Genomic DNA, 12,564 nt, shown 5'->3' with positions numbered 1-12,564 from the left:
GACACCGCATGAAGAAGACAAGCAAGCACCTGATACTCGCCCTGGCCCTGGGCACGCTGGCGCCGCTGGCTGGGGCGCAATCCGCGCCCTTCCCCAGCAAGCCCATCCGCATCGTGATCGGCTTCGCGCCGGGCGGTGCGGCCGACTACGTGGCGCGCTCGATGAGCGAGGCCTTGAGCAAGGCGCTGGGGCAGACCGTGGTGATCGACAACAAGCCGGGCAACGGCTCGAGCATCGCGGCCGACATCGTGGCCAAGGCACCGGCCGACGGCTACACGCTGATGATCGCCAGCCCCAGCGCGATCTCGGTGAACCCCGCGCTCAACGCCAAGCTGAGCTACAAACCGAGCGACTTCATTCCCGTGACCAGGATGACGACCTCGCCGCTGGTGCTCGCGGTGAACCCCGGCAGCCCCATCCGCTCTGTGCCCGACCTGATCGCCGAAGCGAAGAAGAACCCGGGCAAGCTGAACTACTCGACCTCGGGCAACGGGTCCGCGCCGCACCTGGGCGCGGCCCTTTTCAACCTGCTGACCAAGACCGAGATGACGCACGTGCCCTACCGGGGCGGCTCGTTCGCCATCACCTCGGTGATGGCCAACGAGACGCAGCTCACTTTCGGCACCTCGCCCTCGGTGCTGCCGCAATCGTCGGCGGGCAAGCTGCGCGCGATCGCGGTCAGCACACGCGAGCGCTCGCCCCTGGTGCCCGATCTGCCGGGCATGCGCGAAGCCGGCCTGCCCGAGTACAACCTCGAATTCTGGTACGGCATGTTCGTGCCCGTCGGCACCCCCGCGCCGGTGGTGAAGGTGCTCTACGAGGCCACGCGCAAAGCCATGCTGGAGCCCAGCGTGAAATCCGCGCTGGCGCGCGAAGGTACCGAGGTATCCCTGTCCGACTCGCCCGAGCAGTTCGCCAGCTGGCTGGTGGACGACAGCAAATTCTGGGTGAACCTGGTGAAGTCCGCCAACGTCAAGGTCGACTGAGGAGGAACTTTCGACACCGCGCGGCGCTGCGCGAAAATCCCTGCAACGGCCGCTTTCGCGGCCGTTTTTCATGGGGCACACCCCCATGAGGATTTTTCGTGACCGCCAGCGAAATTGTTCGTTAGACGCGCACCCACCCCGCCACCAAAATCCGGCGACTTTTGCTGCAAGGCACGGCCGCCTGCACACAGGACAAAAATACGGTGAACACCTCTTCCACTCCACGCCGCCGCCTGATCGTCGGCATCAGCGGCGCCTCGGGCGCTCTTTACGGCATCCGCCTGCTGCAGGTGCTGCGCGAGACCGACATCGAGACCCACCTGGTCATGAGCGACTCCGCCAAGCTCACGCTGAGCACGGAGACCGACCTCAAGCCCAGGGACGTCGAGGCGCTGGCCGACGAGGTCCACCACGCGAAGAACATCGGCGCGTCCATCTCCTCCGGCTCCTTCAAGACGCTGGGCATGGTGGTGGCGCCGTGCTCCATCCGCTCCCTCTCCGAGATCGCGTACGGCAACACGACTTCGCTGCTCACCCGCGCGGCCGACGTGGTGCTCAAGGAACGCCGCAAGCTGGTGTTGCTGCTGCGCGAGACGCCGCTGCACAACGGCCACCTCAAGACCATGCTGCAGGCGAGCGAGAACGGCGCCGTGATCATGCCGCCCGTGCCCGCGCTGTACGCGCGCCCGACCTCGATCGACGAGATGGTCAACCACACGGTGGGCCGTTGCCTGGACCTCTTCGACATCGACACGCCACTCGTGCGCCGCTGGAGCGGCATGGGGTCCTGAGCCACCTAACACCTTCCTCTTTCACCGATCAACCCCTCAAGGAGACAACGATGACGAATCACTTTTCGCGCCGCGATTTCATGCTGGCCACGGCCAGCCTGGGCGCCGCCGGCCTCCCGTTTTCCGCCCACGCGCAAAGCGGCTACCCCGACCGCCCGATCCGTGTCGTGGTGCCATTCGCGCCCGGCGGTGACGGCGACATCATGGCGCGCTACTGGGCCAAGGCCGCCCAGCCGCTGTCGGGCTACACGCTGGTGATCGACAACAAGGCCGGCGCCGGCGGCGCCATCGGCGCGATCGAAGTGGCGCGCGCCAAACCCGATGGCTACACGCTGCTGCTGGGCACCTCCACGACGCAGATCGTCAACCCCTTGGCATCGGCCAAGCCGCAGTACGACGGCCTGAAGGACTTCACGATGGTGAGCATGGTGAGCGCCAATCCGACCTGCGTCGTGGTCCATCCCTCGCTGCCGGTGAACTCGCTGAAGGAACTGGTGGCGCTGGCGCGCGCCCAGCCGGGCAAGCTGTCCTACGGTTCGGCCGGCGCGGGCACCATCACCAACCTCACGGGCGAGCTGTTCAAGTACGTCGGCGGCAAGCTCAACATCACGCACGTCGCCTACCGGGGTGGCGGTCCGGCCATGGCCGACGTGATCGCGGGTCACCTGCAAATGGGCACGCCCATCATGTCCTCGGCCGTGCTGGCACACCACCGCGCCGGGCGCATCCGCATTCTCGCGATCAACAGCCCCAAGCGCCTGAAGGCCGCGCCCGACATTGCGACCGCCGTGGAAGCCGGGTTCGACGAAATGCAGGTGCTGGTGTTCAACGCGCTCTTCGCACCGGCCGGCACGCCCCGGCCCGCGCTGGATGCGCTGCGCAACCTGGGCAAGAAGGTGCTGGCCGACGCCAGCTTCGTCGCCGACGTGGAGAAGGCCGGTGCCGAACTGCTGATCCTGAACGACCAGGACAAGTTCATGCGCGACGAGATGGCGCGCTGGAGCCGCCTGATCAAGGAAATGGATTTCAAGATCGAAGCCTGAGTTTCAGAGAGTACCGAGAATGAGCAACAAGACTGTTGGAAACCCGCTGGATTTGCGGGCGTGGATCGATGAAGTGAAACACATGGGCGAGCTGACCGAGGTGTCGGGCGCCGACTGGAACCTGGAGCTGGGCGCGATCAGCGAACTCAACGTCAAGAAGGACTTGCCCAACGCGCTGCTGTTCGACGACATCCCCGGCTACCCCCAGGGTCACCGGGTCATGACGTGCAGCACCAGCAGCCCCTCGCGCCTGTCCTCCATCCTGCGCCTGCCCATCGAGAGCACGAACGGCGGTCTCACACAATCGCTGCGTGGCAAGCCCAAGCAGTGGCAAGGCCAAGCCGATCAATACCCACCGGTCGTCGTGGACCAGGGCCCCATTTTCGAGAACGTGCAGAGCGGCGACGATGTGGACGTGTTCGCCTTCCCCTCGCCCCTGTGGCACGAGCTCGACGGCGGGCGCTACATCGGCACCGGCTGCATGGTGGTCACCAAGGACCTGGACTCGGAATGGGTCAACGTCGGCACGTACCGCGTGATGGTGCACGACCGGAACCACGTCGGCCTGGACATGGTGCCCGGCAAGCACGGCGCGATCCAGTACGACAAGTACATGAAGGCGGGCAAGCCTTTCCCCGTCGCGATCGTGGTGGGCTGCGACCCGCTGGGCTACCTGATCTCGGGCATCGAAGTACCGTTCGGCATGTGTGAGTACAACTACATCGGCGCCATCCTGAAGCAGCCGGTTTCGGTGGTGAAGGGCCAGCTCACGGGTCTGCCCGTGCCCAGCGGCGCGGAGATCGTGCTGGAGGGTTGGGCGCACCCGAACGACGAGCGCATCGAAGGCCCGTTCGGCGAGTTCCACGGCTACTACCCGGGCAAGCCGGCGACCGCGCCGGTGGTGACGATCGAGCGGGTCTACTACCGAAACAACCCGATCATCATGGGCAGCCCGCCGGCCAAGCCGCCCAACGACTATTCCTACTCCAAGGCGGTGATGCGCTCGGCCTTGCTGATGGACGCGCTGATCGCGGCCGGCGTGCCCGACGTGCAGGCGGTGTGGGCGCACGAGATCGGTGGCGCGCGCATGTTCAATGTCGTTTCGATCCAGCAGCGTTATGCCGGCCATGCGCGCCAGGCCGGGCACATCCTGAGCCAGTGCGGCGTGGGCGCCTACATGTCGCGCTACTCGGTGGTGGTGGACGAAGATATCGATCCCTCGAACCTGCAGGAGGTGATGTGGGCCATTGCCACGCGCACCGACCCGAGCCTGGACATCGACATCATCCAGCGCGGCATGGGTTCGAAGAACGATCCCATGTCCATTGCCTACACCTCCAAGGCACCGTTCACCTCCAAGGCGGTCATCGACGCCTGCCGCCCCTACGACTTCATCAAGGAGTTTCCGGCGGTTGCGGAGGCGAGCAAGGAGCTGCAGGAGGCCGTGCGGGCCAAGTGGAAGCACATCCTTTGAGGCTTGGCTTGCCTCTGTATCGAGCCTGCACATCGCGCTGAGGGTTGATGTGTTTTTGTTTCAAGCTTGCACATCGCGCTAAGGGTTGGTGCGCTAGGGTTTCATGCCCGCGCCTCGCACTGACGGCTGGCGTGGTCCGCGTTCTCCGGCGCACCTCTCGGTCGGATGCCCGTGCACGCCTCCTCTCCTTCTTCAACACCGCATGCAGGACGCATCCGTGCAGGCAACCGCGAATGGCGCCTGCGCCCGCGAACCCCACCATCCGTCGAGAGTGGCAAGGTGGCATGCATAGGTCCTTTCTCCGGTTCCTCCCCTTCCCCCCAGTGGTGTGCTCAGGTGCTACTGGGGTCGATGGTGTGGGTGTCCGGGCGCAGGCGCCATTCGCGGTTGCCTGCACGGATGCGTCCTGCATGCGGTGTTGACGCGAGGGTGGTGGCGTGCCCGGGTATCCGACCGAGAGGTGCGCCGGAGAACGGGCACACGCACCAGCGGCCCTGAAGAAACCTCCGAGCGCTTCAGCCCAACGCCACAGCTTCAACCTCCAGACCACAACCGTAGTGCAACACAGGCACCGGCACCACCGCTCGCGCCGGCCTCGCCTCACCGGCCCACTGCGCGTAGATCGCATCGAAGGCGGGCCACAATCCGATGTCGGTGATGTACACGCGCACCTGCAGCAGTTGGGCCACGCCACTGCCCGCGCCTTCAAGCGCGGCGCGCACATTGCTCAGCACCTGCCTGGCCTGGAACTCGAAGGGTGCGTCATGCAGCACTTGGCCATCGGAGGACACTGGCAACTGCCCCGACACGAACACCATGCCCGCCCCACGCGTGGCATGGCTGTAGTGACCACGCGGCGCCGCCATGCCCGCTGGCGCGACAAACATCTGAGGTGAAGCCATGTCGGTCTTTTCCATGTTCATGCCAGCGGCGCGACAGCCGCGCCCTCGATCTCGTGCCGCTTGAGCGCACGGGCCACGAAGCCGTCGGCCTTCATGTCCTCCACGAACTGGCGCACTTCGGCCAAGGCCAGATCGCTGCGGTCCGCCGGAATGCCCACGGCCTGCTGGATGGTCATGAAATTGCCCGGCAACAAGCGCAGCCCCTCAAAACGCGACAGATCGGATTCCAGCTGCTGGCGCACGCCAGCCGCCACTTGCGCCCCACCGCGCATGAACTCGTCCACCACCGTGGGCGACGTGGCGGCACGCTCGATCGTCGCCTGCCGAAGGCTGCGCGTGAGGTACAGGTCGTAGGCGCTGCCCTTGCCCACCACCACCCGGTGTCCGGCGCGATCGACCTCGTCCATCGTCTGCAGGGGAGAGCCATCGCGCACCAGGTACGCACCCTGGATCAGCACGTAGGGCGTGGCAAATCGCAGCTGGTCGGCGCGCGCGGGATCGAGCGCAAAGAAGCCGATGTCGGCCTGGCCGCGCGCCACCGCCTCGACCGACTGGCCCGCGCTCTCGAACACCACCGGCTCCAGCGCCAGCCCCAGGCGCCCCGCGAACGCACGCGCGAGGTCGACCGACACGCCACGCACCGTGCCGTCGTTCGCGCGGCTGGCCAGCACGGGGTTGCCGACGTTGATGGACGCGCGCAGCACGCCTCGGGGGGCGATCTGCCGGATCAATGTGGACTCGATGCTCATTTCTCTCTTTCCTTGCAAGCTGTTCAAGTTAAATTACCTCTCATGCCCAGGACACTGCCCCCACTCGCCGCGCTGCTCGCCTTCGAAGCCACCGCGCGGCACCAGAGCTTCACCCGCGCGGCCGTCGAGCTGAGCCTGACGCAGACCGCAGTGAGCCACCGCATCAAGGAACTGGAGAGCCTGCTGGAGATCCAGCTCTTCACGCGCAAACAGAACACCACGCGCCTGACGGACGAGGGGCGCACGTACCTGGAATGCATTCGCCCCGCGCTGGCCCAGATCGCGAGTGCCACGGAAAGCGTGTCGACCGCGCGCGACAATCGGCTCACCATCGCCAGCCTGGTGGCTTTCTCGTCGCGCTGCCTCACGCCAGCGCTGCGGGACTTCCAGCGCCTGCACCCCGAGATCGAACTGCGCCTCACCGCGCTGGCACCCACAGACCGCTTGGAACAACGCGAGTTCGACGTGGCGATCTGGCATGGCGCGGACGACTGGCGCGACTTTGATGCCGAGCGCATCGCCGACGAAGACATCTTTCCCGTCTGCACACCCGAACTGCTGAAGTCTGGCCCGCCGCTGCGCTCCATCGACGATCTGCGCCACTTTCCCATCGTGCGCACGGTCTCGCCCATCATCACCGACGACTGGACCGTGTGGCTGCGGCACGCGGGCTCGCCGATCGAGGCCTTCGAGCGCGAGATCAACTGCGAGACCCTTTCGTTTGCCATGAACGCCATCGTCGAAGGCCTGGGTGTGGGCATCGGCCGCTCGGTGCTGGTGCGCCAGGACCTGGCCAGCGGCCGCCTGATCGCCCCGTTCGAGTTCCGCTACGCGTCGTCGGCGGGCTACCACGTGCTCAGCCGTCCCGAACGTTCGGGCCTGCGCAAGGTGCAACTGTTCAAGCGCTGGCTGATGTCCACGTTCGGCGCGGCGGCCTAGGTTCATTCGATCCGGATGTTGCCTTTCTTCACCACGTCGCGGTAACGCGCGGCGTCGGTGCGGATGCGCTCGGCAAAGGCCGCCGATGGCATGCCACCGACCTCGGCGCCCGCGTCCGCGAAGCGCTTCTTCATATCGGGGTCCTGCAAGGTCTTGGCCACTTCGGCGTGCAGCTTGGCCAGGATGTCCGCCGGCACGCCCTTGGGCGCGAACAGGCCCACCCAGTTCGAGGCATCGACGTTCTTCACGCCAGCTTCGTTGGCGGGTTCCCAGGCGTTGTTGAAAGGCGTGCGGCGCGCGGTCGTGAGGCCCAGCACCTTCACGCGGCCCGATTGCACATGGGGCACCACCGCCGGCACGGCCACCACGCCCAGGGGCACTTCGCCCGCGGCCACCGCGGCCACGGCCGGCGCGCCGCCCTTGTAGGGCACGTGCAGCAGCTTGGCACCGGCCTCCGCCGCGAACCATTCGCCCGCCAGGTGGTTCACGCTGCCGTTGCCCGGCGAGGAAAAGGCCAGCTTGCCCGGGTTCTTCTTCGCCTCGGCCACCAGCTCGCGCACGGTGTTGTAGGGCTCCTTGGCGTTGGCCACCAGCAGCATGGGGGTGTCGCTGATCATGGTGATCGGCGCGAAATCGCGGTCCAGGTCGTAGGGCGTGTTGGGAAAGAGCGCAGGGTTCACGGCGAATTCACCGGTGTGGGCCGTGAGCAGGGTGTAGCCATCGGGCGCGGCCTTGGCCACCTGGGTCACGGCGATGAAGCCGTTGCCACCGGGCTTGTTTTCCACCACGAAGTTCCAGCCCAGGCGCTCGGTCATCTTCTGCGTCAGCAGGCGCGCGGTGACGTCGACCACACCACCCGGCGCAAAGGGCACGACCACGCGGATGGGACGCGTTGGGTAGTCCTGGGCCTGTGCGGTGCCCGTGCCCAGGGTGGGAATCGCCAAGGCGGCGGCGAGCAGGAGATGCCGGCGGGATGCGTTGTTCAAAGTCATGGGTTTGTCTCGGTACGAAGGTTGTGAACGGAACAGCCGGGGCATCCTGCGGCACACGACCCACACGGGTCAAACGAACGATTTTGCTGACCGCCACCAATTTCGCTCATGGGACCGGTACCTGGGCCGGGCATGAGCGATTTTGATCGCCGAGCTTCAAATTTCTCGTTGGACGCGGTGCGGGCGCGGGCGAACAATCCCGCGCCATATGACCACACCCCACCACCCCACTGCCACGTTGACCAGCAGCGACGGCATTCCCATCTGCTACCGCGTTCATGGGCCGCTCGGCGGTCTGCCGGTGGTGGCCCTCGTGCACTCCCTGGCCATGGACCACTGCTTCTGGGACCTGCAGGCCACCAGGCTCGAAGGCAAGGCGACCGTGGTCGCCATCGACGCGCGCGGCCATGGCCAGTCGGGCCACGGCCCCACGCCCTACACGGCCGCTCGCATGGCCGAGGACCTGCGTGAGGTGCTGGACCACCTGGACGTTCCCCGCGCGATCGTGGGTGGTGCCTCCATGGGCGGCTGCATCGCGCTGCAGTTCGCCGGCAGCCACCCGCAGCGCACGGCCGGGCTGGCGCTGATCGGCACCACCGCCTGGTACGGACCGACCGCGCCCAAGGACTGGGAAGACCGCGCCGCCAAAGGCCGCACCCAGGGCCTGGCTTCTCTGGTGGATTTCCAGAAGACGCGCTGGTTCAGCGACGCGTTCCGCGCGCAGAACCCGCAGATCGTGCAGGCCTGCATCGACACCTTTCTGCGCAACCGCATCGAGAGCTACGTCGCCACCTGCCACATGCTGGGCCACTTCGATGGCCGCGCGCTGCTGGCCCGCATCCAGGTCCCCACGCGCATCTTGGTGGGCGAAGAGGACTACGCCGCGCCGGTGCCCATGGCGCAGGCGATGCACGCCGGCATCGCGCATTCGCACCTGGCGGTCATCCCCAACGCGCGCCACCTCGCGCCGCTGGAAGTGCCCGACGTGGTCGCGCACGCGCTGCTGCAACTCTGCGCGGAGGCAGCGCAATGACACCGTTCGAATTCCTGCTGCCCTACTCGCTGGACGAAGCCCTTTCGCTGCTCGACCCCGAGGACCCGAACATCCGCCCCGTGGGCGGCGGCACCGCCGTCATGTTGATGATGAAGGCCGGCGTGCTGCATCCCACGCGCCTCATCAGCCTGCACAAGATCGGCGATGAGCATGCCTCGATCGCCGTCAACGCAGCCGGCGAACTGGAGCTCGGCGGCCTGGCGCGCCTGGCCGACATCGAACGCCACGCGGCCGTGCTCGAAGGCTGGCCCATGCTGAGCCTGGCGCTGCGCGGCGTGGCCAATGCCCGGGTGCGCGCGGTGGCCACCATCGGCGGCAACCTGCGCCACGCCGATCCGCACCTGGACATGCCACCGGTGCTGGCCGCGCTGGGCGCGCGCGTGGTGATCACCGGCCCCCAGGGCAGCCGCACGGTAAACGCCGAAGACCTGTGCACGGGCTACTACGAAACCGTGGTGGCGCGCGACGAACTGATCACGCGGGTGATCGTGCCGGCGCAAGCCGGCCCGGGCCACTACCTCAAGCTCACCACCCGCGCCGCACACGACTGGCCTGCGCTCGGCCTGGCCGTGGTGCTGAAGATGCAACAGGACCGGGTGCAGAAAGTCCACATCTTCACCGGTGCGGCCACCGACCGGCCCACGCGGCTGGCGCGGGCGCAGGCCGTGATCGAACAGCGCGGACTCGAAGCCGACGCGCTGCGCGCCGCCGCCGAGGCCGCCGCGACCGAAGTCCCCCTCATGGCCGATGCGCACGGGTCGGCCGAATACAAAACCCAATTGCTCAAGACCGCCTTGCCCAGGGCCATTCACATCGCCCTGCGCCGCAGCCGGAGCCCCGCATGACCTTCACCTCCACCCAACACGAACAGGTCGGCCACTCGGTCAACCGCCTGGAGTCGCGCGCCAAAGTCACCGGCGCGGCCGACTACACGCACAACCTCTCGCTGCCGCGCATGCTGCACGCCAAGGTGGTTCGCAGCGCGCACGCACACGCGCGCATCCTCGGCATCGACACCCAGCGCGCGGCGGCCATGCCGGGCGTGTTCAAGGTGGTCACGGCGCGCGATGTGATGCAGGTCATCCCCGACCCGCACTACGGCCCCGCGTTCCACGACCAGCCGATCCTGGCAATCGAGAAGGCGCGGCACATCGGCGAGCCACTGGCCGTGGTGCTGGCCGAGGACGTGCACGTGGCCGAAGCGGCGGCCGGCCTGGTCGAGGTCGAATACGAGGTGCTGCCCGCCGTGTTCGACGAAGTCCAGGCCGCCCACGACACCGGCATCCTGGTGCACGACGAACTGCGCCCCGCCGGCACCTTCCCCGACTTGAAGCACCTGGCCGGGCGCAAGGGCACCAACGTCGCGCTGGACTACCGCCTGCGCCATGGCGACGTGGAGAAGGCCTTTGCCGAAGCGGCACAGGTGTTCGACCACACCTTCCGCACCCAGCAGGTGATGCACACGCCGATGGAGCCGATGATCAGCATCGCCGAGTTCAACGAGCGCGGCATCACCATCCACACCGCCTCGCAAAGCCCGTCTTTCGTGCGGCTGGAGATCGCGCGCCTGCTGGGCTGGCCCGAGAACCGCGTGCAGGTGAAGACGCGCCTGCTCGGCGGCGGCTTCGGCGCCAAGCTCTACATCAAGCTGGAAGCGCTGGCGGCCGCGCTCACGCTGATCGCCAAGCGTCCGGTGCGCGTGGCGCTCACGATGGAAGAGCAGTTCTACACCATCACCAAGCACGCCACCACCTTCCGCATCCGCAGCGCGGTGAACGCCCAGGGCCGCATCACCGGCCGGCATTGCGAGGTCTACTGGAACGGCGGTGCCTATGCCGACATCGGGCCACGCGTCACGCAGAAATCGGGCTTCACCGCCGGTGGTCCGTACGACATCGACCACCTCCACATCGATTCGTACCAGGTCTACACCAACCTTCCCCCAGCCGGCGCGTTCCGCGGCTTCGGCATCACCCAGGTGGTGTGGGGCTACGAGAGCCAGGCCGACCTGATCGCACGCGCGATCGGCATGGACCCGCTCGAATTCCGCCGCCTGAACCTGCTGGAGAACGGCCGCCCGCACGGCGCCGGCACCATCATGAAAGACGCCGCGCTGCGCCAGGTGCTCGACACCGTGGCCCGCCGCATGGATTGGGACACGCCGATCGAGCGCGGCACAGGCACGGTGCGCAAGGGCCGTGGCCTGGGCCTGGGCTTCAAGGCGCTGGTCGCGCCCACCACCTCGGTGGCCACCGTCACCGCCGCGGGCGACGGCAGTTGCACCCTGCTCATGAGCACCGTCGACATGGGCCAGGGCTCGGACACGGCCATGGCCATCGTGGCCGCCGAGGTGCTGGGCATCCGCGCGCAGGACATCCGCGTGGTGCACCCGGACACCGACGCCACACCCTACGACATGGCCACACTGGGCTCGCGCTCCACCTTCTCCATGGGCAACGCGGTGAAGGCCGCCGCCGCCGACCTGCTGGTGCAGGCGCGCGCGCTCGCCGACAGCCTGGGCCTGCCATTCAACGGCATGCCGGACGTGCCGACGCTGCTGAAAAAGAAGTTCAGCATGCAGGCCGGCACGCTGGTGGGCACGGGCAGCTTCGTGCCCTCCTACACCTCGCCGGACGCCAACGGCCAGTCGCCCGACATCACACCCAACTGGATGATCGGCGGCACCGGCGTGGAAGTGGAGGTGGACACCGAGACCGGCCACTTCAAGATCCTGCGCATGGAGAACGTGGTGGACTGCGGCACGCCGCTCAACCCCAAGGTGGTGGAAACGCAGATCTCCGGCGCGGCCATCATGCAGCTCGGCATGGTGCACCTGGAGAAGATGGACTTCGACGCCGACGGCCAGCTGCGCAACGCCTCGTTCTCCGAATACAAGATCCCCGGCATCCTCGACATTCCCGAGCACTTCGGCTGCGAGGCGGTCGACGCGCAACAGAGCACCGGCCCGTTCGGTGCCAAGGGCCTGGGGGAAAGCGGTTGCTTCGGCGTGGCCTCCGCCGTCGCCGAAGCCATCCACGACGCGGTGGGCGTGCGCATCACCACCCTGCCCATCACCCCCGAAGACATCCACAAGGCGCTGGCCCGGCGCCAGAGCGAAGAGAGCCCGACATGAGCACCACCAGCACCCTGATCCAGTTCCGCCTCAACGGCGAGCCCGTGGCCCGACACGTCGAGGCCTACAACACCCTGGTGGAAGTCGTGCGCGACTGCGGCCTGCACGGCGCGCGCGAGAGCTGCGGGCAAGGCCTGTGCGGCTGCTGCACCGTGGTGGTCGACGGCAAGGCCGTCACCGGCTGCATCTACCCCGCGATGCACGCCGACGGTTGCAACGTCGCCACCGTGGAAAGCCTGGAAAAAGACGGCGAGCTCGACCCGGTGCAGCAGGCCTTCATCGACGCGGGCGCGTTCCAGTGCGGCTTCTGCACGCCGGGCTTCATCCTGATGTCGCGCCAGTTGCTGGCGCAGAACCCCGACCCGTCCGAGCATGAGATCCGCCACTACCTCGCGGGCAACCTCTGCCGTTGCGGCGCGTACCCCGAAATCATCAAGGCCGTGCAGCTGGCCGGCCTGCGCATGCGGGCTGCTTCCAACGCCAACGCCTCCTGAAAGAAAA

The 12,564-nt window shown here is 67.2% G+C and carries 12 protein-coding genes; 9 read left to right on the top strand and 3 right to left on the bottom strand.

Annotated elements, in window-relative coordinates:
- The first annotated feature begins 8 nt into the window (after window positions 1–8).
- The 4 genes from F9K07_RS13005 to F9K07_RS12990 all read left to right on the top strand — a co-directional run bounded on the left by F9K07_RS13005 (window position 9) and on the right by F9K07_RS12990 (window position 4,294).
- Window positions 9–986 carry a Bug family tripartite tricarboxylate transporter substrate binding protein gene (locus F9K07_RS13005; RefSeq protein ID WP_159593711.1) on the top strand — a complete coding sequence of 326 codons (978 nt, stop codon included), beginning with the start codon at window positions 9–11 and terminating at the stop codon, window positions 984–986.
- A gap of 203 nt (window positions 987–1,189) precedes the next feature.
- Complete coding sequence (locus F9K07_RS13000) at window positions 1,190–1,777, top strand: UbiX family flavin prenyltransferase (protein WP_159593709.1); 588 nt, start codon at window positions 1,190–1,192, stop codon at window positions 1,775–1,777.
- 50 nt (window positions 1,778–1,827) lie between these two features.
- On the top strand, window positions 1,828–2,820 hold the full coding sequence (locus F9K07_RS12995) for a Bug family tripartite tricarboxylate transporter substrate binding protein (protein WP_159593707.1): 993 nt from the start codon (window positions 1,828–1,830) through the stop codon (window positions 2,818–2,820).
- A 19-nt stretch (window positions 2,821–2,839) separates the two neighbouring features.
- The gene (locus tag F9K07_RS12990; RefSeq protein ID WP_159593705.1) at window positions 2,840–4,294 is read left to right on the top strand and encodes a UbiD family decarboxylase; all 1,455 of its coding nucleotides are present in this window, start codon (window positions 2,840–2,842) and stop codon (window positions 4,292–4,294) included.
- 515 nt (window positions 4,295–4,809) lie between these two features.
- Here F9K07_RS12990 and F9K07_RS12985 read toward each other — a convergent pair.
- A complete protein-coding gene (locus F9K07_RS12985) occupies window positions 4,810–5,196 on the bottom strand; it encodes a RidA family protein (protein ID WP_159593703.1) in 387 nt (128 codons plus the stop codon).
- A 17-nt stretch (window positions 5,197–5,213) separates the two neighbouring features.
- The gene (locus F9K07_RS12980) at window positions 5,214–5,945 is read right to left on the bottom strand and encodes a transporter substrate-binding domain-containing protein (RefSeq protein WP_159593701.1); all 732 of its coding nucleotides are present in this window, start codon (window positions 5,943–5,945) and stop codon (window positions 5,214–5,216) included.
- Window positions 5,946–5,987: 42 nt separating this feature from the next.
- Here F9K07_RS12980 and F9K07_RS12975 point away from each other — a divergent pair, with 42 nt between their 5' ends.
- Window positions 5,988–6,884 (top strand): LysR substrate-binding domain-containing protein, encoded by an 897-nt coding sequence (locus F9K07_RS12975; RefSeq protein WP_159593699.1) that lies wholly within the window; start codon window positions 5,988–5,990, stop codon window positions 6,882–6,884.
- 2 nt (window positions 6,885–6,886) lie between these two features.
- Here F9K07_RS12975 and F9K07_RS12970 read toward each other — a convergent pair whose 3' ends face one another.
- The gene (locus F9K07_RS12970; RefSeq protein ID WP_159593697.1) at window positions 6,887–7,876 is read right to left on the bottom strand and encodes a Bug family tripartite tricarboxylate transporter substrate binding protein; all 990 of its coding nucleotides are present in this window, start codon (window positions 7,874–7,876) and stop codon (window positions 6,887–6,889) included.
- A 208-nt stretch (window positions 7,877–8,084) separates the two neighbouring features.
- Here F9K07_RS12970 and F9K07_RS12965 point away from each other — a divergent pair, with 208 nt between their 5' ends.
- From F9K07_RS12965 to F9K07_RS12950, 4 genes are read left to right on the top strand one after another with little or no spacing between them, the layout of a single operon-like run.
- The gene (locus F9K07_RS12965; protein WP_159593695.1) at window positions 8,085–8,909 is read left to right on the top strand and encodes an alpha/beta fold hydrolase; all 825 of its coding nucleotides are present in this window, start codon (window positions 8,085–8,087) and stop codon (window positions 8,907–8,909) included.
- Window positions 8,906–9,775 carry an FAD binding domain-containing protein gene (locus tag F9K07_RS12960; RefSeq protein WP_159593693.1) on the top strand — a complete coding sequence of 290 codons (870 nt, stop codon included), beginning with the start codon at window positions 8,906–8,908 and terminating at the stop codon, window positions 9,773–9,775. Before F9K07_RS12965 ends, F9K07_RS12960 begins: the two co-directional genes overlap by 4 nt.
- Window positions 9,772–12,063 carry a xanthine dehydrogenase family protein molybdopterin-binding subunit gene (locus F9K07_RS12955; RefSeq protein ID WP_159593691.1) on the top strand — a complete coding sequence of 764 codons (2,292 nt, stop codon included), beginning with the start codon at window positions 9,772–9,774 and terminating at the stop codon, window positions 12,061–12,063. The genes F9K07_RS12960 and F9K07_RS12955 overlap by 4 nt, the downstream gene beginning before the upstream one ends.
- Entirely contained in the window at window positions 12,060–12,557 is a 498-nt protein-coding gene (locus F9K07_RS12950; RefSeq protein WP_159593689.1) for a (2Fe-2S)-binding protein, read from the top strand. The genes F9K07_RS12955 and F9K07_RS12950 overlap by 4 nt, the downstream gene beginning before the upstream one ends.
- Window positions 12,558–12,564 lie beyond the last annotated feature (7 nt).

Origin of the sequence: Hydrogenophaga sp. BPS33 (assembly GCF_009859475.1) — a bacterium.
Classification (GTDB): Bacteria; Pseudomonadota; Gammaproteobacteria; order Burkholderiales; family Burkholderiaceae_C; genus Hydrogenophaga.
The sequence above is the reverse complement of the archived record's forward strand: the minus strand, read 5'-3'. Positions and strand labels throughout refer to the sequence as shown.

Bases quoted from the DNA above. Each gene is read 5' to 3' on its own strand.
- F9K07_RS12975 (WP_159593699.1), top strand. From the start codon at position 5,988: ATGCCCAGGACACTGCCCCCACTCGCCGCGCTGCTCGCCTTCGAAGCC.
- F9K07_RS12960 (WP_159593693.1), top strand. From the start codon at position 8,906: ATGACACCGTTCGAATTCCTGCTGCCCTACTCGCTGGACGAAGCCCTT.
- F9K07_RS12955 (WP_159593691.1), top strand. From the start codon at position 9,772: ATGACCTTCACCTCCACCCAACACGAACAGGTCGGCCACTCGGTCAAC.
- F9K07_RS12970 (WP_159593697.1), bottom strand. From the start codon at position 7,876: ATGACTTTGAACAACGCATCCCGCCGGCATCTCCTGCTCGCCGCCGCC.
- F9K07_RS12985 (WP_159593703.1), bottom strand. From the start codon at position 5,196: ATGGCTTCACCTCAGATGTTTGTCGCGCCAGCGGGCATGGCGGCGCCG.
- F9K07_RS12980 (WP_159593701.1), bottom strand. From the start codon at position 5,945: ATGAGCATCGAGTCCACATTGATCCGGCAGATCGCCCCCCGAGGCGTG.
- F9K07_RS12995 (WP_159593707.1), top strand. From the start codon at position 1,828: ATGACGAATCACTTTTCGCGCCGCGATTTCATGCTGGCCACGGCCAGC.
- F9K07_RS12990 (WP_159593705.1), top strand. From the start codon at position 2,840: ATGAGCAACAAGACTGTTGGAAACCCGCTGGATTTGCGGGCGTGGATC.
- F9K07_RS12950 (WP_159593689.1), top strand. From the start codon at position 12,060: ATGAGCACCACCAGCACCCTGATCCAGTTCCGCCTCAACGGCGAGCCC.
- F9K07_RS12965 (WP_159593695.1), top strand. From the start codon at position 8,085: ATGACCACACCCCACCACCCCACTGCCACGTTGACCAGCAGCGACGGC.
- F9K07_RS13005 (WP_159593711.1), top strand. From the start codon at position 9: ATGAAGAAGACAAGCAAGCACCTGATACTCGCCCTGGCCCTGGGCACG.